The organism is Microbacterium sp. Marseille-Q6965 (assembly GCF_946151065.1).
GTDB lineage: Bacteria > Actinomycetota > Actinomycetes > Actinomycetales > Microbacteriaceae > Microbacterium.
This window is the reverse complement of the sequence record NZ_CAMGZA010000001.1, coordinates 806,741-826,076: the sequence shown is the minus strand read 5'-3', so window position 1 is coordinate 826,076 and position 19,336 is coordinate 806,741. Positions and strand designations below refer to the sequence as shown.

Sequence of the window (19,336 nt, the reverse complement as noted above, 5' to 3'; positions counted from 1 at the left end):
AATGCGCGGCGCGTCCCCGTGGCGCCCGGCGTTGTCAGCCGATGCCGCGCCAAGATGCGCAAGGATGGGGGCGTCCCCGAACGAAGAGGTGCTTCCGTGCGACGTCGATCCGCTGTCCTGCTCTCCACCGCCGCGCTCGCGGCCCTGGCCCTCGCGGGCTGCTCGAGCCCCGCGGAGCCCGACGCCGAGCCGACCGGCACGCCCGCCGACCTGTGCGCTGCGGCGGCCGACTCCGGCCCCGTCGTGGAGAGCCTCAGCGTGTCCGACGCGAGCCTCGATGAGGGCACGGTCACGGTCGACTTCGACACCCCGCTCGAGGTGACCGACTTCGAGCGCCAGGTGGTCGTCGAGGGCACCGGCGAGCCGATCGAGTCGGGGCAGTTCCTCGACGTGGCGCTCACCGCTTACAACGCCGAGACGGGCGAGCTGTACGGCACGGCGGGCTACCAGCCGGGCGAGCAGCTGCCGCAGCAGATCTCGCCCGAGAGCACGCTCGGGCTCGTGCTCGGCTGCGCGCCCATCGGGTCGCGCATCGCCGCGGTCTTCCCCGCATCGGATGCATCGCCGACGGCGCTCGTCTACACCTTCGACATCCTCGGCGTCACGCCCACCGCCGCATGGGGCGAGCCCCAGGAGCCCGTCGAGGGCATGCCGACGGTCGAGCTCGATGACGACGGCGCCCCGACCGTCACGCTGCCCGACGACCTGGCGATCCCGGAGACCACTCAGCTGGCCACCCTCAAGCAGGGCGACGGCGTCGAGGTGCAGGACGGCGACCAGGTGCTCGTGCAGTACCGCGGCGTACGCGCCTCCACCGGCGAGGAGTTCGACTCGAGCTGGTCGGGCGGCACGCCCGCGCAGTTCGGCACCGACCAGGTCATTCCGGGATTCACGAAGGCGCTCGTCGGGCACACCGTCGGCTCGCAGGTGATCGCGGTCATCCCGCCCGCCGAGGGCTACGGTGAGGGCGAGATCAACGAGGAGGACCTCACGGGCGAGACGCTCATCTTCGTCGTCGACATCCTCGCCACCCAGCACGCCGCGGCGGCCCCCGCGGAGTGAGCGCCATGCGCCGGATCCTGATCCTGGGGTCGACCGGATCGATCGGCACTCAGGCTCTCGACGTCGTCCGCGCCAACCCCGATCGCTTCCGGATCGTCGGACTCGCGGCCGGCCGCAGCTCGGACGCGCTGCGTGCGCAGGCCGAAGAGTTCGGCGTGACGCGCACGGCGCTCGGCGCGGAGGAGGCCACGCGTCTCGTGCGTGAGGTGGAGGCCGACGTGGTGCTCAACGGCATCACGGGGTCCGTCGGGCTCGGGCCGACCCTCGCGGCGCTCGAGGAGGGACGCATTCTCGCGTTGGCCAACAAGGAGTCGCTCATCGTGGGCGGACCGCTCGTCAAGGAGCGCGCGGCACCCGGGCAGATCGTGCCGGTGGACTCGGAGCACTCCGCGATCGCGCAGGCGCTGCGCTCCGGGCGGGCCGACGAGGTGCGCCGGCTCGTGCTGACGGCGTCGGGTGGCCCGTTCCGCGGCCGTGATCGCGCGGAGCTTGCCGATGTCACGCCCGCACAGGCTCTCGCGCACCCCACATGGGACATGGGACGCGTCGTCACCACGAACTCGGCGACCCTCGTGAACAAGGGGCTCGAGGTCATCGAGGCGCACCTGCTGTTCGACGTGCCGTTCGAGCGCATCGACGTCGTCGTGCACCCGCAGTCCATCGTCCACTCCATGGTGGAGTTCGTCGACGGGTCGACGATCGCGCAGGCCTCGCCGCCCGACATGCGGCTGCCGATCGCGCTCGGTCTGGGCTGGCCGGAACGGGTGGCGGGCGTGGGCGCCCCGATCGACTGGACATCTCCCGCGACCTGGACGTTCGAGCCCCTGGACGACGACGCCTTCCCGGCCGTCGCGCTCGCCAAACGGGTGGGCGAGGCAGGGGCCACCTACCCCGCGGTGTTCAACGCGGCGAACGAACAGGCGGTCGACGCGTTCCATGAGGGCCGGCTGCCGTTCCTCGGAATCGTCGCGACGGTGACGCGGGTGGTGGAGGCGCACGAGCCCCCGGCCGAGCTGACCCTGGCGTCGTTGGCGGCCGCCGAGCACTGGGCGCGTCAGGAAGCGGACCGCGCCATCGACACCGCCGGCTGAGGCGGCGCGCTCAGCGGATCCCCGCGCGGCGCGTGCGACGATAGACGACGATGTCGCACACGACCCGAAAGCGCCGGACACCGCCCACGATGCTGCGTCCCGCCACGCCGAACCGCCGGTTCCTGTCCGAGGTCGCCGAGCACGTCGGCGGCACCCTGCAGGGGCGCGATGTCGAGGTGCTCGGCGTCACGCTGTCGTCGACCGATCTGCGGCCAGGCGAGCTGTTCGTCGGGGTCCGCGGCGCGCACCGACACGGCGCGGAGTTCGCGGAGCAGGCGGCCGCCAACGGCGCCGCCGCGGTGTTGACCGACGCCGAGGGCGCGGCGATCGCCGCCGCGGCCGGCCTGCCCCTCGTCGTCGCGGACGACCCGCGCGGCGTGCTCGGCGAGGCGGCCATGTTCGTGCACGGGACCTCGCCGCACGACGAGCTGCCGCTGCTGCTGGGCACCACGGGCACGAACGGCAAGACGAGCGTGACGCACCTGCTCGAGGGCCTGCTGACGCAGATCGGCGTGGTCGCCGGGGCCTCCACCTCCGCCGAACGTGTGGTGGCGGGGGAGCGCGTGGTGTCGGGTCTCACGAGCCCCGAGGCGACGGAGTTCCACGCCCTGCTCGCGCTCCTGCGCGAGCGCGGTGTGGAGGCGTTCGCGGTGGAGGTGAGCGCGCAGGCGATCACACGGCGCCGGCTCGAGGGCGTGGTCTTCGATGTGGCCGCGTTCACGAACCTCACCCACGACCACCTCGACGACTACGGCGACATGGAGACCTACTACGCCGCCAAGGCGCCGTTCTTCACGCGCGCCCGATCGCGTCGCGCGGTCGTCTCGCTGGACTCGGGGCCGGGTTCGCGCATCGTCCAGGACGCCGAGGTGCCCGTCACGACGATCGCGGCGCGCGAGATCGCCGCGCCCGAGGCGGTCGAGCGGGCCGACTGGGTCGTCGCCGTCACCGAGGAGCGCCAATCGGGCACGTCGTTCACGCTCACCCACCGCGACGGTCGCAGCCTCGCCACGGTCGTGCCGGTGATCGGCGCGCACATGGCGGCCAACGCGGGTCTCGCGATCGTCATGATGCTCGAGGCGGGTTACGCGTGGGATCGCATCGTCGCGGCGCTCGAGCGCGACGGTGGCATCCGTGCCTGGGTCCCCGGCCGCACGCAGCTCGTGTCGGGCCGGGAGGGCCCCGCCGTCTACGTCGACTTCGGGCACACGCCCGACGCGTTCGAGAAGACGCTCGCCGCCGTCCGCCGCGTCACGCCGGGCCGCGTGCTCATGCTGTTCGGCGCCGACGGCGACCGGGACGCGCTCAAGCGCCCCGACATGGCGCGCACCGCGGTGGAGGGCAGCGACATCACGGTGATCACCGATCACCACCCGCGCTTCGAGAACGCCGCGGACATCCGCCGGGTGCTCGTGGACAGTGCGAGGGCGACCGACCCCGAGCACGAGCTCTACGAGGTCTCGCCGCCGGAGGCGGCCATCGTCAAGGCGGTCTCGCTCGTGGGACCGGGAGACGCGATCCTGTGGGCCGGTCCCGGTCACCAGAACTACCGCGACATCGAGGGCGTGCAGTACGCGTACTCCGCCCGTGAGCTGGCCCGTCGGGCGCTGATCGACGCCGGGTGGCCGGCGGGCGAGCGCACCTGGCCCAACCCGTACGAGGACTGATGGAGATCATCGCCTTCATCCTCGGCGTGCTCGTGATCGTCCTCGGTCTCGGGCTGTCGATCGGGCTGCACGAGATCGGGCACCTCGTGCCCGCCAAACGCTTCGGTGTGCGCGTGGGGCAGTACATGATCGGCATGGGGCCGACGGTGTGGTCCCGGCGGGTGGGCGAGACCGAGTACGGGATCAAGTGGCTGCCGATCGGCGGGTACATCTCGATGGCCGGCATGTACCCCCGCAGCGCCTCCGACGACGCGCCGCGCAGCGGGCTGTTCGCCACCCTCGTGCAGGATGCCCGCGCGGCCAACGACGAGAGCCTCGACGGCACCGACGACAGCCGCGCATTCTTCTCCCTTCCCACCTGGAAGCGGGTCATCATCATGCTGGGCGGGCCGGCGATGAACCTCATCCTGGCGATCGTCATGTTCTCGATCCTGGCCACGGGCATCGGGATCACCCAGAGCACGACGACGGTCGCTTCGGTGTCGGAATGCGTGCTTCCCGCCGGCACGACCCAGACGGAGTGCCGCGCCGACGATCCCGCCTCGCCCGCGGCTGCCGCGGGCCTCGAACCCGGTGACACGATCCTCTCCGTCGATGGCACGCCCGTGGAGAGCTTCGAGGAGGCCTCGGCCATCGTGCGCGCCCACCCGGGTGACGAGATCGCCGTCGTCGTCGAACGCGACGGCGCCGAGCACACGCTGCGTCTGACGCCCGTGCTCGCCGAGAACTCCTACCTCGACGCCGACGGTGAAAGGGTGGTCGGCGAGGTGGGCTTTGCCGGGTTCAGCCCGACGAGCGAGCGCGTGCGGCAGCCGATCTGGAGCGGCCCGCAGACGGCGCTGGAGAACACGCAGGCCGTGGTCGGGATCGTCGCGCAGTTGCCGGCGCGGCTGTGGGACACCGCCGTCGACCTCTTCACGGGGCAGGAGCGCGACCCGAACGGCCCCATCAGCGTCATCGGGGTGGGGCGTATCGCGGGCGAGGTCGCCGCCACGGAGGCGCCGATCCTCGACCGCGTCAGCGTCATGATCGCCCTGCTGGGATCCATCAACATCGCGCTGTTCGTCTTCAACCTGATCCCGCTGCTGCCGCTGGACGGCGGGCACGTGGCCGTGGCGTTGTGGGATGCGCTCAAGCGCGGCTGGGCCCGGTTGTTCCGGCGGCCGCCGCCCAAGCCGACGGACGCGACGCGGCTCGTGCCGCTCACGCTGGTCGTGGTGGTGCTGCTCGTCGGCATGGGCGCACTGCTCTTCGCCGCCGACATCTTCAACCCCGTCCGCCTCGGCGGCTGACCGGCCGACGAACGCGTCGGCGTTCGGGCAGACGGGCCGCCGCAGCGTTCGGGTTCGTCGTGCCCCCGTCGGCGCTCAGGCCAGCGCGTGCGCGGCGAGGCGGTGCAGGGTGTGGATGCCGTCGCGCGAGAGGATCGACTCCAGGTGGCCCTGCACGCCGGCGAACGCGGGCCCGCGCAGCGCGTACACGTCGCCCGTGGCGGGATCGGCTGCCACCTCCGCGGGGCCGACACGGCCCGTGCCGGGCTCCACGCGCGCCGTGAACGTGTTGTAGAAGCCGATCGCGGCCTCCTCGCCGAACACGTCGACGGTCAGCTGCACGCCCTGGTGGGGGCTTTCGAGCGAAGCCAGGTCGATGCCGAGCCGGTCGCAGAGGATCTGGTGGCTCAGACACACCGCCAGCAGCGGCCGGTCCGCGTCCAACCGGCGGGCGACGACCTCGCGCATGCGCTTGATGCGCGGGTTCCCGGCGTCCCGCGGGTCGCCGGGGCCCGGGCCCGAGACGACGAGCTCGGCGGCGTCGATCTGCGCGTCGGTCACGTCCGCCCAGTGCACGATGCGGGTGTCCAGCCCGAGGTGGCGCAGTTGGTGCGCCAGCATCGTCGTGAAACGATCCTCGGCGTCGACCACCAGGGCCGAGCGGCCTGCGAGCGGTCCGGGCCGGCCCTCTCCCTGCTCCTCGAGCCAGAACGGCGCGAGCCGCGCATTGCGAGAGGCGAGCAGCCGGACGATCTCCGGCTCGTCGGCCAGCCGGCGCGTGGCGGCGGGCGCGTCGGGGTCGACCGCGCGTGCCGGCACCGCCCGGGGCACCGCGCCGATCGCGCCGAGGACGCCCGCGGCCTTTCCGTGCGTCTCGCTGACCTCGCCGTACGGGTCGGAGTGCCGCACGAGCGTGGCCCCCACGGGCACGCGGAGGCGCCCGCGCTCGAGATAGGCGGTGCGGATGAGGATGGGCGCGTCGAGGTCGTGACCGCCCTGCGTGTCGGGGGTGAACAGCGCGGCCACACCGGAGTAGTAGCCGCGCGGCGTCGTCTCGTGGCGCCGGATCACGGTGCAGGCGTTCTGCATGGGCGAGCCCGTCACGGTGGGGGCGAACATCGTCTCGCGCAGGATGTCGCGCGGATCGAGTCGTGACGTGCCGCGGAGCATGTACTCCGTGTGCGTGAGGCGCGACATCTCCTTCAGGTGCGGACCGGTGATCCGCCCGCCGTCGCCGCACACGGCGCTCATCATCTTGAGCTCCTCGTCGACGACCATGAACAGCTCCTCGGTCTCCTTCGCGTCGGCGAGGAACGTCGAGAGCGTCTCGACGGTCGCCCCGCCCTGCGGATGCCGGAAGGTGCCCGAAATGGGGTTCATGGTGACGGTGCTCGACCCGTCGCCACGGGCCTGGGCGACGACGTGCGCCTCGGGGCTCGCGCCGACGAGGATCCGGTCACCCGCCACGACAAGGAACGTCCAATATGCGCCGCGCTCGTGCTCGAGCAGGGCACGGAACCACGTCAGCGCCGCGGTGCGCGGGTCGGCGTCGACCCCGGCCACGTAATCGCGGCGGATGACGAAGTTCGCGCCCTCGCCGCGACCGATCTCGTCCGCGATGACGCGCCGCACGATCGCCGCGTACTCCTCGTCGCTCAGGTCGAAGCCGGCGTCGGTGAGGGGCACGGTGTCGACGGGCAGAGCGGCGAGCACCTCGTCGACCGGGACGGCCTCGTGACGCTCGACGACGAGGCAGCGCAGGGGAGTGCCGTCGTCCTCCGCCTCGAACCCGCGCTCGCGCACCTGCCGATACGGCACCAGGGCGAGCACCTCGCGGGGCGCACCGTCGCGTCCGGTGAGGGGGATGTCGCGGAGCAGCTCGACGTCCACGATCGGGCCGGTGAGCAGCTCGACGTCGCGGCCCCCGCGCGCGATGAGCGCGAAGGAGGCGTCCGGGTCTGCTGCGAGGCTCAGGATGTGGTCGGCGGTCGCGGGGGATGCTGCCATCAGGGACTCACTTTAGGTTCGGGCGGTCTCCCGGAAAGCAGAACGACCGCCTGCGGTGGGCGGTCGTTTTCGTGTGCGCGAAAGGGGGCCGCCTCAGGCGAGCCACCACCACGTCCGGTTCTCGAGCACGAGGTCAACATATAGCGCCCGTCGCGCCCGGGCAAATCCGGGAGTCAGCGGGTAGCGCGTTCCAGCATCGCCGCGCCGTGGCGCCAGCCGACGGTCTCGTAGCCGACGACCACGACGGCGGGCGCGCAGGCGATGAACAGCAGGGACACGCCGATCGTGGCCCCCAGCGACGCCGCCACCACGCCGCACGCGAGAGCGGCGACCGATCCGAGGTACAGCCAGAGGTGGAGCGGATCGAACTGCATGACGGTGAGCGCGTAGATCCCGAAGAGGAACGTTTCGTACACCAGCACGGGGATCGCTATGGCCGCGACGGCAAAGGTGTCACCGACGTGGGCGTGCCCCGTGACGACGTTCGCTGCGACGTGCAGGCCGGCGCCGACCACGACGAGCGATCCGAACAGGAAGAGGTGCAGATACCCCCACGGGAATCCCCGCCGGCGGTGATGCTCCAGGAGCTGGCCGAACGGCAGCACGAAGTAGGACCACCACATGCCGAATGCGAGCGCGGTGCCACCGAAGGCGACGAGCCCGGCCTCAAGGGACCAGCCGTCTGCCTCGATGATCGCCGAGATGGCCACGATCGTGCCGAGGATCACCTCCCCGAGGGTGATGATGACGAGCAGCCCGTACCGCTCGGCGATGTGGTGGGGATGCCAGGGCGTCGCGCCGTAGCGCAGCTCGGCGTAGACCGGCCCGGCGAGCTCGAACAACGTCAGCGCCGTCGTCAGGATGAGCGTCGCACCCAGCGGCAGGTTCAGGAAGATGAGCGCGATCCAGCCGACCTGGGCGATCGAGATGTTGACGGCGTACGCCATGCACGTGCGACGCCGCTTCTCATCGTGCATCGCGGCGCGCAGCCACAACGCGATCGTGGCGATCCGCATGACGACGTAGCCGGCCACCATGACCGAGTTGTCGAGCACATGGCCCTCATCGAGCGAATGGAACACGTCGGGCACGCCCAGGGCCACGATGAGGACGCCGATCATGATCACCAGCGTGGAGATGCGGAAGAACGCGTCGTCGGTGTCGTACGCGGACGCCAGCCAGGAGTAGTTGATCCAGGCCCACGCCACGGCGAACGTCGAGAACCCGATGCCGCTCAGCGCGGTCGCGACGTGGCCGATCTCGAGCGCGTGCGCGGCCTGGGTTCCGATCTGGCTGAAGGCGACGACGAACACGAGGTCGAACAGGAGCTCGAGGGGTGTCGCGGCGCGATGAGGTTCGCGCGGGTCCCTGCCCGTCATGCGGCCGAGATGATGACTCAGGCTCATGGACGGCACGGTACACGCGCGCTCGGCTCATCCCCAGACCTCTCGCGCGCCGCGGCGCGCGAGCTGGGGGAGCGCCGTGCAAGGTGCGCGGTCGGGCCTTCCCTCAGGTGCGCGGCGTACGCTGGGAGACGTGCCAGCAGTGAACCTCGGTATGCCGCGTGTGCCCGAAACCCTCGCTCCCCGCCGCAAGAGCCGGCAGATCCGCGTGGGCAAGGTGCTCGTTGGCGGCGACGCTCCCGTCAGCGTCCAGTCCATGACGACGACGCCGACCACCGACATCAACGCGACGCTGCAGCAGATCGCCGAGCTCACGGCGTCCGGTTGCGAGATCGTGCGCGTCGCCGTGCCGAGTCAGGACGACGCGGATGTGCTGCACATCATCGCCAAGAAGAGCCAGATCCCGGTGATCGCCGACATCCACTTCCAGCCGAAGTACGTCTTCCAGGCGATCGATGCGGGCTGCGCGGGCGTGCGCGTGAACCCGGGCAACATCCGCAAGTTCGACGACCAGGTGGGCGCGATCGCCAGGGCCGCGAAGGACGCCGGAGTGTCCCTGCGGATCGGCGTCAACGCCGGATCGCTCGACCGCCGCCTGCTCGAGAAGTACGGCAAGGCGACGCCTGAGGCGCTGGTCGAGTCCGCCGTGTGGGAGGCGAGCCTGTTCGAGGAGCACGACTTCCACGACTTCAAGATCTCGGTGAAGCACAACGACCCGATCGTGATGGTGAAGGCGTACCGCCTGCTGGCCGAGCGCGGCGACTGGCCGCTGCACCTCGGCGTCACCGAGGCAGGCCCGGCCTTCCAGGGCACGATCAAGAGCGCCACGGCCTTCGGCATTCTGCTCGCGGAGGGCATCGGCGACACGATCCGCGTCTCCCTCTCGGCACCCCCGGCCGAGGAGGTCAAGGTCGGCCACCAGATCCTCCAGTCGCTCAACCTGCGCGAGCGCAAGCTCGAGATCGTCTCGTGCCCGTCCTGCGGTCGCGCGCAGGTCGACGTCTACACGCTCGCCAACGAGGTCACGGAGGGCCTGAAGGACATGACGGTGCCGCTGCGCGTGGCCGTCATGGGCTGCGTCGTGAACGGCCCGGGCGAGGCTCGGGAGGCCGACCTGGGCGTGGCCAGCGGCAACGGCAAGGGGCAGATCTTCGTGAAGGGCGAGGTGATCAAGACCGTCCCCGAGGCGGAGATCGTGCCGACCCTGATCGAGGAGGCCAACCGCATCGCGGAGGAGATGGGCCCGGGCGCGCCCCTCGGCACTGCGCAGGTCGTCACCGCCTGACCGCGTCGTCCCACAGCGACGAGTTGCCCGATCGTTATCGAGCTCGTCAGCTGCCGGAGCGCGGGCCTCTTAGGCTCAGCACGTGATCTCAGGCCTGCGTCGCTCGTCGATCCTCGTTCTGCTCTGCGCCCTCGCGATGACCGGTTGCGCCACGGCTGACGCGCGGGAGGTGGCCTCTCCCAGCCCCGCGCCCAGCGCCTCGACATCGAGCCCGACACCGACCGGGACGCCTGCACCTGAGCCTCGATCCGCCTTCGACGGGGACTGCACGGCTCTGCTCGGCGCGGACGAGGCGTCCGAGTTGCTCGGCGTATCCGTCACGCCGAGCGAGAGGTCCGGGCTCGACTGGGTCGAGCCAGACCGTGAGGCAACCGGGGCAATCACGCAGACACTCGACTGCAGCTGGCGTGGAGAGGCTGTATCGCTGACGATCGCGGTGTTCCCGGACGCCGTCGCAGGTGCCCGGTTCGTTGAGGGGCCCGAGTGCGGGCATGACAGCGCGACCGAGTTCTGCGGCGCAGCCGTCCGGACCGCGGGCTCGTGGACGTATGCCGAGCTGGCGGGCACGCCCTCGACACCGGAGCTGGCCGCCGCCGTCGCGGAGGTGGCGCGCGCCCGCGTCGATGCGGACGGCGGGCCCATCTCCGGCGTCCTGCCTGCCGCTACCCTCGACTGCGACGCCGTCGAGGGTGTCGTGACCGGGATGGGCTACCAGGTCCAGGACGGATACCCCTCCGATGTTCTTCCCGGTAGCTCGATCTGGCAGGTGCTGGCGGACGCCGGCACGCTCGAGTACTGCGGGTGGCACGGCAGCATCGGGCTCGAGGTGATCGCTCAGGCCGGCGTCGGCCTGCCGTCCGAGGTGCAGCTCGACGGTTGGGCGCCCGTCGAGGTCACCGGGGCGGACGCAGCCTGGGGCGGCGACAAAGAGATGAAGGGACTCGTCGTGGTCGTGGGGCAGGACCGGCTCTACGTGAGGGGTGGCTCCGACCTGGACGAGAGCGAACTCGTCGCGATCGCCGCGTCTGTTCTCGCGCTCTGAAGCGACGGCTGCGTCTCGGTGCGCGTCTTCGCGCTTTGCAATTCGTTCGGTGCGCGGCATATGCCGTGCCGGGCATCAAGCTGCGGATCGTTAGCAGCGTGTGACCGTACGCGGGATCAGCCGGACCTACCCTGATTCGGTGACCATCCGCCCGCGTCGGCTTTCGCTCGCCGTCCTCGCTCTCGTCCTCGCCCTCTCCGGATGCACTGGCGCCCCTGCGGCGCAGGAAACGTCGCCTGCGCGACCGGCGTCCCCGAACGCGCCCGCTCCCACGGAGACGTCCGTACCGGAGCCAGCGCGCAAAGCGCGTGCGGCTTTCGACGGTGATTGTGGGGCCGCGCTGAAGGTCGAAGAGGTGTCAGCGCTGCTCGGGGCGGAGGCCCAGGTCTTCGACCTCCTCTCGGGCCCTGCGGGATCCGGTGACCACATGACCGCCTGGAACACCCTTCAGTGCGAATGGGTGGCGGACGGAGAGTGGCGAGTGCTGACGCTCACTGTGGTGCCGGATGCGATTGCCGACGGTCGATTCGCGGAGGAGACGGAGTGCGGGTTGGCAGGGTACGGCGGCACGGATGACGACGTCTGCCGCCTCACCATGCGGACCGCTGCGTCATGGACGCAACTCACGCTGCAGCGGCTCCCAGCGTCGTCCGACGGTCTTGAGGCGATCGCCGACGTTCTACGACAGCGCCTGAGTGCCGACGGTGGGCCCGTCTTCGCGGCACCGGACGCTGACGACTGGTCCGCGCTGACCTGTGAGGATCTCGAACTCGCGTTCGCGTCCATCGGGAAGGAGGCCACGCCGGGCTACCCCGGCTTCGCCGGGCTGGAGGCGTTCTTCCCCTCGGGCCTCCCCGACGCTTTCGCTGCGGCGGGTGCTCACGTGTCCTGCGGCTGGGGCGGCGATCTCCCGGCGCAGGTGGACATTCAGATCGGCGCCGGTGCCCCGGCGAGCTCTCTCGACGGGTGGAGTCCGGTCGACGTTTCGGGCGCGGACGAGGCATGGTCGAAGGACGGGGAAGCGACACTCGTGGCCGTCCGCGACGACAACCGCCTGGTGATGAGCAGCGGGACCAATGCGACGGCCGCGGACCTCGTTTCCCTCGCCGAAGCCATCCTGCTCGTCGCCGGATCCTGACGGGGCGGGATTCCGCACAGGCCTACGCGGCGCGAGCGCGGGGTCGACGACGACTCCCGCGCCACCACCCGTCTCGGGTCCCACGGGCGCCGCGGGCTCGTGCACGGTGCCGGCGGCGTCCGCGCAGTCCGCGCCCACGGCCGCGAGGCCTCGAGCGTCTCCGCGCGTCCGAGCACGCCGGTATCGTGGCGGGATGCGCATCGTTCCCGACGACCTGACAGCGCCGGCGGTGCGCGACCTCATCGCCGAGCACCTCGACGAGATGTACGCCACGAGCCCGGCCGAGAGCGTGCACGCGATGCCGCTCGCCGCGCTCGAGTCGCCAGACGTCACGGTGTGGAGCGCCTGGGACGGCGACGAGGTGCTCGGCTGTGGTGCGCTCAAGCATCTCGAAGACGCGCACGGCGAGATCAAGTCGATGCGCACGCACCGCGCGGCTCGCGGCCAAGGGGTGGGTGCCGCCATCCTGGCGACCATCCTCGCGGAGGCGTCCGCGCGCGGATACCGACGCGTCAGCCTCGAGACGGGGTCACAGGACCACTTCGCCCCCGCGCGGCGCCTGTACGCCCGCCACGGCTTCGAGGAATGCCCGCCGTTCGCCGACTACACCGAGGATCCGAACAGCGTCTTCATGACGCGGCAGCTGACCCCGGAGGCGCCGGAGGCCCCTCACGACAGGTGAGCCCCCGCGCCGACGGCGTAGGCTTCGGCGACCCATCCGGCGAACTCGCCATCCATCTGTTCCGGCGACGTGATGGTGAGATGGTGCACGAACAGGCGGCTCGTGTACGGCGCGACGCTGTGGATGCGCGGATCGTCGAGGGCGCGCTGCAGGTCGAGGTAGACACGCAGACCCTTCGTGATCGGCCGTGCACCCGCGAATCCGCGGCGCTCGCCCTTGAAGGTGATCGACGACTTCGAGGGCGACACCGTGTACGGTCCGCAGCTCGCCACCAGCTCCTCGAAGCGGCGGTACAGCGCGACAGACGCTGCCGGCTTGTCGCGCAGGTGCTCGTCCACCGTCCATCCCGTCATGCGCCCACGGTAGCGGGCACCACCGACGCCGCCGGCGTGCCGGGATTATGTCGCGGGGAACGGTCGCTCAGAGCGACAGTTCGCCGCGGATCGTCGTGAGCGTGTCGCCCGCCACCCACACGGTCTCGCCCTCGCGGGAGACGTGGACGCGCCCGCGGCGGCGGAGCGCGGTACCCTGCGCGGCGACGTATGCGTTCGGGAGGAAGGATCCGGCCAGCCACTGGCCGATGGCGGCGTTGAGCGATCCCGTGATGGGGTCCTCGCCGAGCCCCATCACCGGGCGGCAGAAGGCCCTCACCTCGATGGCGCACTCGGACCCCTGAGGGTACGGCCCCACGACGCCCACATCGGCCGGCAGTGCCGCGAAGTCAGGCGCGAGGGCGAGCACGGTCTCGGCATCGGCCAGCCGCACACCGACCCATCCGGGGCCGTTGTCACACCACGCGGCCTCGAGAATCGCCTCGCGAGGGGCCCCGAGCGCCGCGGCGATCGCGACGACGAGGGTCTCGTCGACGGGGCCGGATCGCCGCAGCGCGGGTGCGGCGAAGGCGAGCCGGTCCCCGCTGCGGCGCAGCGTGACCAGACCCACGCCGCACTCCTGCACGATCACGTCGCCGGCGGGGGTGCCGCCGGCCTCGAGCCAGGCGTGCGCGGAGCCGAGCGTCGGGTGGCCCGCGAAGGGCAGCTCTCCGCCCGGCGTGAAGATGCGCAGGCGGTAGTCGGCCTCGGGGCGAGAGGGGGAGAGCAGGAAGGTCGTCTCGGACAGATTCGTCCAGCGGGCGAATGTCGCCATCTGCTCGTCGCTCAGACCGTCCGCGTCGTGGACGACCGCGACCGGGTTGCCGAGCAGCGGCTCGGGGCTGAACACATCGACCTGGCGGAAAGCGAAGCGCATCCCCTCAGACTGCCATGCCGCGGGGCGGGGCGTCGTGGGGCGGATGGCCGCGAACGACCACCGAGAACTCGTCGAGGTGCGCGAGGTGCGCGCGAGCCTCTCGCTCCGCGTCGTCGCGGATGCGGTCCGCCTCCGCGAGCGTGGCGGCACCCGTGGTGACGACGGCGTCGCCCTGCAGGCGGTGCCCCACCCAGCGCAGCCGGACCCGCTCGACTCGCGTGATGCCCTCGACGTGCTCGAGCGCGTGTCCAGCCCGACTCAGCAGAGCCGGGTCGATGCCATCGAGCAGGCGCCGGCCGACCGAGCGCACGGTGCCGGCGAGCAGGGCGAGGATGAACGCCGCGATGAGGAGGCCGACGATCGGGTCGGCGAGCGGGAAGCCGAGCGCCACCCCCAACCCTCCCAGCACGACGGCCAGTGACGTGGCGCCGTCCGCGCGCGCGTGCACGCCATCCGCGACGAGGGCTGCGGATCCGATGCGTCGCCCGACGCGGATGCGGTAGAGCGCCACGGCCTCGTTGCCCACGAAACCCACCACGCCCGCCGTCATCACCCACCCCACGTTCGATACGGGCTGCGGATCGACGATCCGCTCGATCGCCTGCCAGGCCGCTACGACGGCGGAGGCGCCGATGGCCACGACGATCACCAGTCCGGCGACGTCCTCCGCCCGGCCCAGCCCGTAGGTGTACGTCGCCGAGGGGCGGCGCCGGGCGAGGACGAAGGCGGCCCACAGCGGCACCGCGGTGAGCGCATCCGACAGGTTGTGAACGGTGTCGGCCAGCAGTGCCACCGATCCGCTCAACGCGACGACGACCGCCTGCGCCACGGTCGTGGCGAGCAGGATCGCCAGGCTCACCTTGAGCGCGCGCACGCCGGCGGTGTGCGAGGTGACCGCGTCGTCGATCGCATCGGCGGCGTCGTGCGTGTGCGGCACGAAGACCTCATGCAGGAAGCCCCGGACACCCCGGGGGTGCTCCCGGCCGTGACCGTGGTCGGGATCGTGGTCGCGTGTCCCCGCCGGTACGTGCCGGTGCGCGCTCATGGCATCACACCGTCTCCGGGAACCCCGCCCGCGCCGGACGGTCGGGTGCGACCCGGTGGTGGTGGGGGTGCCCGATCGTGTGCTCGGCCTGCTGGATCGCCTGCGTGACGAGCTGGGAGGCGTGCTCGTTCTCCAGCCGATAGAAGACGCGCTGGCCCTCCTGCCGGGTTGCGACGATGCGGGCCATCCGCAGCTTCGCCAGGTGCTGGGAGACGGCGGCGGGCGACTTGTCCACGATGTCGGCGAGGTGGTTGACCGACAGCTCGCCCGAACGCAGCGCGAGGATGATCCGCACGCGCGTGGCATCGGCGAGCATCTGGAACACCTCGACGGCCAGCTCCACGAACGTGCCGTCCGGATCCAAGCCGCACGTCTGCTTATCTGCGTTCATGCGCAGATAATGTCACGCGAGGCGCGTCACCCGCAACGGTGCCCGCGGTCAGCTCACGCGTGAGGCGACCTCGGTGAGGAACTGGTCGCCCAGATCGTTGATCTTGGCGACGTCGCGGATCGACGTCAGCGGCAGGATGTACTCGTCGACCCCCGCGTCCGCGTACGCCGCCATGGCGTCGACGAGCTGCTGCGCGGTACCGCCGATGGCGGGGCGCCCTCCCATGCCCGCGGCCTTGGCCGCGCCATCCGGCGACTGGAAGGTGAGGGCCTGCGTGGTGCGCCACAACGACTTCGGATCGCGGCGGGCCCGCTCGAGCGCCGCGGTGAAGACCTCGTTCTTCGGACCGTACTGCTCTGGCGTCGACCAGAAGTTCCACTCGTCGGCGAACTCGGCCACGAGCTTCGGCATGACCTTCTCGCCCTTGCCCCCGATCAGGATGGGCAGGGTCGCGTGCGGCTTCGGGTTCAGCGAGGCGCGCTGCACCGTGTAGCGCTCGCCGGAGAAGTCGAAGAACTCGCGGCCATCGTGTGCGCTGTCGCGCAGGCCCTTCCAGATGGTCAGCGCCTCGCGGAACCAGCGGATGCGGCTGGGCACGTCGCCGTACTCGATCCCGAACGCCCGGTGCTCGTTCTCCTGCCACCCGGCGCCCACGCCGAGCACGAACCGGCCCTGACTGATGTCGCTCAGGGCCGCCGCCTGCTTGGCGACCACCGCGGGGTGCCGATAGGTGTTTCCGAGCACCATGGACCCGAGGCGGATGCCCGGAACCGTCGCCGCCAGGGCCGTCAGCTGCGTGAGGCATTCGCCGCGGGACCCGCCGTTCGGCTCCGCCGTGTTGTCCATGAAGTGGTCCTCGATCCACACGCCGCGCCATCCCGCTTCGGCCGCATGCGTGGCGGCGGCGAGGAGGTCGGACCAGGGCAGATCGGCGGGCAGCCAGAGCGAGAACTTCATGGTCCCACGCTAGGGCACCCCCGGCCCGGTGCCGGCGCCGGCGCCTGGTCGCGCGACCGGTGTGCGAGCGGCGAGCGCGGGTGATCTCAGGACGCGAGCTCGAGGTCGACCTCGCCGGTGGCGATCCGCGTGTCGAGCACTCGCACGCGCACGCGCGAGCCGGGCTGGGGCTTCTCGCGAATGGTCGCGGTGACGAACGGATCGGCGATCTGCACGCGGGAACCGCCTTTGGTCTCGGCGAGCACGACGGCATCGAGTACCTGACCGATGCGTGCGTGCAACACGGCCGCCTCGATGCGGTCGAGCGCACCACCCTCGAGCCGGCTCGCGAGCGCCCCGGACTCCCGCATGATCGACGGCAGCTCGGGCAGAGACGCGCGCGCCCACTCGGGAGCGGGCCGGTGGTTCGCCTCGGCCTCGCAGATGGCCAGCACCCACCGGTCCACGAGCCGCCGCAGGGGAGCGGTGGCGTGCGCGTAGGGCGCCCCGATCGCCGCCTGCGTCTGCTGGGCGGGCGGTTCACCGTCGAACGACGCGTAGTCCGCGCCGCGGAACAGCGCCGACGCGGCCTGAAGCACTGCCGGTGTGGCGGGATCGGACGGATCCAGGTGCCGCAGGTAATCGCCGTACGCGATCCCGTCCCGCCAGGGCCGTTCGAGCAGCGCCACCTTGCGCCGAAACTCCGCCAGTGCGTCGGGCTCCGCCGGCGGCAGGGTGCGGAGGATGCCGACCCCCGCCGCGAGCATGAGCCGGGCCGCGGCCATGCCGGTCAGAAGCGACAGCTGCGCGTTCCACTCCTCGACGGGCAGCGGCGTGCGGCGGCGCAGCTCGTACCCGTCGGGGCCGGCGATGATCTCCTCCTCGGGCGAGTTCAGGCTCGCGCCACCCCGATCGGCCTCGCGGGCGATCCGCAGACGGCCGAGGTCGCGCAGCAGCGCGACCTCCGGGGGTGCCGAGCCGGCGTCGATCTCGCTCTGAGCCTCGGCGTAGGTCCACTGCCGCACGGACCGGATCCAGGACCGCGTCAGGTCACTATTTCGCTCCATGCCGTGCTCGTCCAGGTGGAAGGTCCACACGTAGGCGCGACGGCGCTCGCCGGGCAGAAGCGATGCGGCGCCGTGCGAGAGCACCTCGGGATGCAGGGGCACGGACCCGTCGGGGGCGTACAGCGTCTGGCCCCGGCGGCGCGTCTCCTCGTCGAGCGCGCCCCCGGGGGCCACAAAGGCCGCGAGGTCGGCGATCGCGTATCGCGCGACGAATCCGCGGCCGTCCCGCGCGAGATGCAGGGCCTGATCGAGATCGCGCGAGCCGGCCGGGTCGATCGTGTGGAAGGGCACGCCCGTGAGGTCGGTGCGAGCATCGTCCGACCCGTCGACCGCGGGCCCTGCGGCGACGCGGCGGGCCTCGTCGACGGCCGCTCTGGGGTAGTCGTCGGTCAGTTCCAGGTCGCGGCGCAGCTGCGCCAGGGCGTCCGCGAGGGCGGTGCGGACGGCGGACGGGCTGAGGTGCGGGCTGCGTGCCGTCATGGCGTCAGACTAGGGCCCCTCCCTGCGGGGCCGGGCATCCCGCGATGCCCGGCCCCGGGGGTGTGGTCAGCGCCGGGCGTCCTCCGGCTGGACCGTGCGCACGGTCGCCGACAGCGGCGAGGGGCCCTTGCCGTCGGCGGGCAGATCGGGCAGCTCCCCGTCGGCGAACTCCGCCTCTCGCGAGGAGAGATCGTGGTCATCGACCATCGCGCGCTCATCGAACGGCAGTCGGCCGGAGAGCACGTCGAGCGCCCGCGCCCGGTCGAACTCCCTCGTCCAGGTGCCCACGATGATGGCGGCGACCGCGTTGCCGGTGAAGTTCGTCAGCGCGCGGGCCTCCGACATGAACCGGTCGATCCCCGTGATCATGCCCACGCCGTCGACCAGGTCGGGGCGGTAGGTCTGCAGGCCGCCGGCGAGCGTCGCCAGGCCCGCGCCGGACACGCCCGCGGCGCCCTTCGACGCGATGATCATGAAGACGAGCAGGCCGATCTGCTCCGGCACGGTGAGCGGGGTGCCCATCGCGGTCGCGATGAACAGCGAGGCCATCGTGAGGTAGATGGCCGTCCCGTCGAGGTTGAACGAGTATCCGGTGGGCACGGTGATGCCGGCGACGGGCTTGGAGACGCCGACGTGCTCCATCTTCGCGATGAGGCGGGGGAGGGCCGACTCGCTCGACGAGGTCGAGACGATCAGCAGGTACTCGCGGCCCAGGTACTTCATGAGCGAGAAGATGTTGATCCGCGACACGGACCACAGCACCGCGGCCAGCACGATGCCGATGAAGAGGATGCACGTGACGTAGAAGCCGATCATCAGCGTTCCGAGCGACACGACGGCGTCCCAGCCGGTCTCGCCCACGACGCCAGCCATTGCGCCGAACGCGCCGATCGGGGCCACCCACAGCACCATCGTCAGCACGCGGAACACGACCGCCTGGACGTGGCGGATGCCCTCGAGGATCGCTTCGCCGCGGCGCCCGAGCTGCTGAATCGCGAACCCGACGAGCAGCGAGACGAACAGCACCTGCAGCACCGACTCGCCGGTGAGGGGCGAGAACAGCGTGGTCGGGATGATGCCCATGAGGAAGTCGGTGGTCGACTCGCCCTCGCCCTCTACCTCGTACGTCGACCCGGCGATGTTCAGGCCCTCACCGGGATGCAGCAGGTTGCCGACGACGAGGCCGATGACGAGCGCGAACGTCGACATGACGAGGAAGTAGCCCAGCGCGAGCCCGCCGACCTTGCCGACCGTGGCTGCCTTCGCGATGGAGCCGATGCCCAGCACGATCGTGCAGAAGATGACGGGGGCGATCATCATCTTGATCAGGGCGACGAAGGCCTTGCCGATCCAGGCGAGCGAGGCCCCGAAATCGGGCCAGATCAGTCCGACCGTGATGCCTCCCACGACGGCGATGATGACCGCGATGTAGAGCCAGTGCTGCTTGTCGATACCGCGCCGGGCGGCCGTCTTCTGTGGCGACGTTGCCATGGGGATCCCTCTCGTACGGGGCGCGGCCCG

At 71.3% G+C, this 19,336-nt stretch carries 17 protein-coding genes; 8 read left to right on the top strand and 9 right to left on the bottom strand.

Translation table 11 applies throughout. The features are described from left to right. Positions 1 to 96: 96 nt before the first annotated feature. From N8N77_RS04010 to N8N77_RS03995, 4 genes are all read left to right on the top strand, one after another. Positions 97 to 1,062 (top strand): FKBP-type peptidyl-prolyl cis-trans isomerase, encoded by a 966-nt coding sequence (locus N8N77_RS04010; RefSeq protein WP_261164808.1) that lies wholly within the window; start codon positions 97 to 99, stop codon positions 1,060 to 1,062. Between the two features lie 5 nt (positions 1,063 to 1,067). Then, positions 1,068 to 2,153, top strand: a complete 1,086-nt coding sequence (gene dxr / locus N8N77_RS04005; RefSeq protein ID WP_261164806.1) for a 1-deoxy-D-xylulose-5-phosphate reductoisomerase — start codon at positions 1,068 to 1,070, stop codon at positions 2,151 to 2,153. 89 nt (positions 2,154 to 2,242) lie between these two features. Further along, positions 2,243 to 3,820, top strand: coding sequence for a Mur ligase family protein (locus N8N77_RS04000; RefSeq protein ID WP_261164805.1), 1,578 nt, complete (start codon positions 2,243 to 2,245; stop codon positions 3,818 to 3,820). Further along, positions 3,820 to 5,112 carry an RIP metalloprotease gene (locus N8N77_RS03995; protein ID WP_261164803.1) on the top strand — a complete coding sequence of 431 codons (1,293 nt, stop codon included), beginning with the start codon at positions 3,820 to 3,822 and terminating at the stop codon, positions 5,110 to 5,112. Before N8N77_RS04000 ends, N8N77_RS03995 begins: the two co-directional genes overlap by 1 nt. Before the next feature lie 75 nt (positions 5,113 to 5,187). On the opposite strand, the gene N8N77_RS03990 is transcribed toward N8N77_RS03995, so the two are convergent. Both N8N77_RS03990 and N8N77_RS03985 read right to left on the bottom strand, forming a co-directional pair. Then, the gene (locus N8N77_RS03990; protein WP_261164802.1) at positions 5,188 to 7,098 is read right to left on the bottom strand and encodes an anthranilate synthase family protein; all 1,911 of its coding nucleotides are present in this window, start codon (positions 7,096 to 7,098) and stop codon (positions 5,188 to 5,190) included. Between the two features lie 173 nt (positions 7,099 to 7,271). Beyond that, entirely contained in the window at positions 7,272 to 8,504 is a 1,233-nt protein-coding gene (locus tag N8N77_RS03985) for a low temperature requirement protein A (protein WP_261164800.1), read from the bottom strand. Between the two features lie 151 nt (positions 8,505 to 8,655). Here N8N77_RS03985 and ispG point away from each other — a divergent pair, with 151 nt between their 5' ends. The 4 genes from ispG to N8N77_RS03965 all read left to right on the top strand — a co-directional run bounded on the left by ispG (position 8,656) and on the right by N8N77_RS03965 (position 12,648). After that, positions 8,656 to 9,786, top strand: coding sequence for a flavodoxin-dependent (E)-4-hydroxy-3-methylbut-2-enyl-diphosphate synthase (gene ispG, locus N8N77_RS03980; RefSeq protein ID WP_261165610.1), 1,131 nt, complete (start codon positions 8,656 to 8,658; stop codon positions 9,784 to 9,786). An 82-nt stretch (positions 9,787 to 9,868) separates the two neighbouring features. Next, positions 9,869 to 10,828 (top strand): hypothetical protein, encoded by a 960-nt coding sequence (locus tag N8N77_RS03975; RefSeq protein ID WP_261164799.1) that lies wholly within the window; start codon positions 9,869 to 9,871, stop codon positions 10,826 to 10,828. Positions 10,829 to 11,255: 427 nt separating this feature from the next. Next, complete coding sequence (locus tag N8N77_RS03970; RefSeq protein WP_261164797.1) at positions 11,256 to 11,966, top strand: hypothetical protein; 711 nt, start codon at positions 11,256 to 11,258, stop codon at positions 11,964 to 11,966. A 193-nt stretch (positions 11,967 to 12,159) separates the two neighbouring features. Beyond that, a complete protein-coding gene (locus N8N77_RS03965; protein ID WP_261164796.1) occupies positions 12,160 to 12,648 on the top strand; it encodes a GNAT family N-acetyltransferase in 489 nt (162 codons plus the stop codon). Here the strand turns inward: N8N77_RS03965 and N8N77_RS03960 are convergent. The 7 genes from N8N77_RS03960 to N8N77_RS03930 form a co-directional block, all read right to left on the bottom strand. Continuing rightward, on the bottom strand, positions 12,636 to 13,001 hold the full coding sequence (locus N8N77_RS03960; protein WP_261164795.1) for a DUF5655 domain-containing protein: 366 nt from the start codon (positions 12,999 to 13,001) through the stop codon (positions 12,636 to 12,638). The two genes, N8N77_RS03965 and N8N77_RS03960, sit on opposite strands and share 13 nt — an antisense overlap. Positions 13,002 to 13,068: 67 nt before the next feature. Next, on the bottom strand, positions 13,069 to 13,896 hold the full coding sequence (locus N8N77_RS03955; RefSeq protein WP_261164793.1) for a PhzF family phenazine biosynthesis protein: 828 nt from the start codon (positions 13,894 to 13,896) through the stop codon (positions 13,069 to 13,071). Positions 13,897 to 13,900: 4 nt separating this feature from the next. Then, a complete protein-coding gene (locus N8N77_RS03950; RefSeq protein WP_396652774.1) occupies positions 13,901 to 14,833 on the bottom strand; it encodes a cation diffusion facilitator family transporter in 933 nt (310 codons plus the stop codon). Between the two features lie 112 nt (positions 14,834 to 14,945). Then, entirely contained in the window at positions 14,946 to 15,332 is a 387-nt protein-coding gene (locus N8N77_RS03945) for a metalloregulator ArsR/SmtB family transcription factor (RefSeq protein ID WP_261164790.1), read from the bottom strand. A gap of 48 nt (positions 15,333 to 15,380) precedes the next feature. Next, complete coding sequence (locus N8N77_RS03940) at positions 15,381 to 16,289, bottom strand: LLM class flavin-dependent oxidoreductase (RefSeq protein WP_261164788.1); 909 nt, start codon at positions 16,287 to 16,289, stop codon at positions 15,381 to 15,383. Between the two features lie 86 nt (positions 16,290 to 16,375). Then, a complete protein-coding gene (locus tag N8N77_RS03935) occupies positions 16,376 to 17,815 on the bottom strand; it encodes an RNB domain-containing ribonuclease (protein WP_261164786.1) in 1,440 nt (479 codons plus the stop codon). Positions 17,816 to 17,881: 66 nt separating this feature from the next. Then, positions 17,882 to 19,306 carry a cation:dicarboxylate symporter family transporter gene (locus N8N77_RS03930; RefSeq protein WP_261164784.1) on the bottom strand — a complete coding sequence of 475 codons (1,425 nt, stop codon included), beginning with the start codon at positions 19,304 to 19,306 and terminating at the stop codon, positions 17,882 to 17,884. Positions 19,307 to 19,336 lie beyond the last annotated feature (30 nt).

Bases quoted from the DNA above. Each gene is read 5' to 3' on its own strand.
- dxr (WP_261164806.1), top strand. From the start codon at position 1,068: ATGCGCCGGATCCTGATCCTGGGGTCGACCGGATCGATCGGCACTCAG.
- N8N77_RS04000 (WP_261164805.1), top strand. From the start codon at position 2,243: ATGCTGCGTCCCGCCACGCCGAACCGCCGGTTCCTGTCCGAGGTCGCC.
- N8N77_RS03995 (WP_261164803.1), top strand. From the start codon at position 3,820: ATGGAGATCATCGCCTTCATCCTCGGCGTGCTCGTGATCGTCCTCGGT.
- N8N77_RS03990 (WP_261164802.1), bottom strand. From the start codon at position 7,098: ATGGCAGCATCCCCCGCGACCGCCGACCACATCCTGAGCCTCGCAGCA.
- N8N77_RS03985 (WP_261164800.1), bottom strand. From the start codon at position 8,504: ATGAGCCTGAGTCATCATCTCGGCCGCATGACGGGCAGGGACCCGCGC.
- ispG (WP_261165610.1), top strand. From the start codon at position 8,656: ATGCCGCGTGTGCCCGAAACCCTCGCTCCCCGCCGCAAGAGCCGGCAG.
- N8N77_RS03970 (WP_261164797.1), top strand. From the start codon at position 11,256: ATGACCGCCTGGAACACCCTTCAGTGCGAATGGGTGGCGGACGGAGAG.
- N8N77_RS03965 (WP_261164796.1), top strand. From the start codon at position 12,160: ATGCGCATCGTTCCCGACGACCTGACAGCGCCGGCGGTGCGCGACCTC.
- N8N77_RS03960 (WP_261164795.1), bottom strand. From the start codon at position 13,001: ATGACGGGATGGACGGTGGACGAGCACCTGCGCGACAAGCCGGCAGCG.
- N8N77_RS03955 (WP_261164793.1), bottom strand. From the start codon at position 13,896: ATGCGCTTCGCTTTCCGCCAGGTCGATGTGTTCAGCCCCGAGCCGCTG.
- N8N77_RS03945 (WP_261164790.1), bottom strand. From the start codon at position 15,332: ATGAACGCAGATAAGCAGACGTGCGGCTTGGATCCGGACGGCACGTTC.
- N8N77_RS03940 (WP_261164788.1), bottom strand. From the start codon at position 16,289: ATGAAGTTCTCGCTCTGGCTGCCCGCCGATCTGCCCTGGTCCGACCTC.
- N8N77_RS03935 (WP_261164786.1), bottom strand. From the start codon at position 17,815: ATGACGGCACGCAGCCCGCACCTCAGCCCGTCCGCCGTCCGCACCGCC.
- N8N77_RS03930 (WP_261164784.1), bottom strand. From the start codon at position 19,306: ATGGCAACGTCGCCACAGAAGACGGCCGCCCGGCGCGGTATCGACAAG.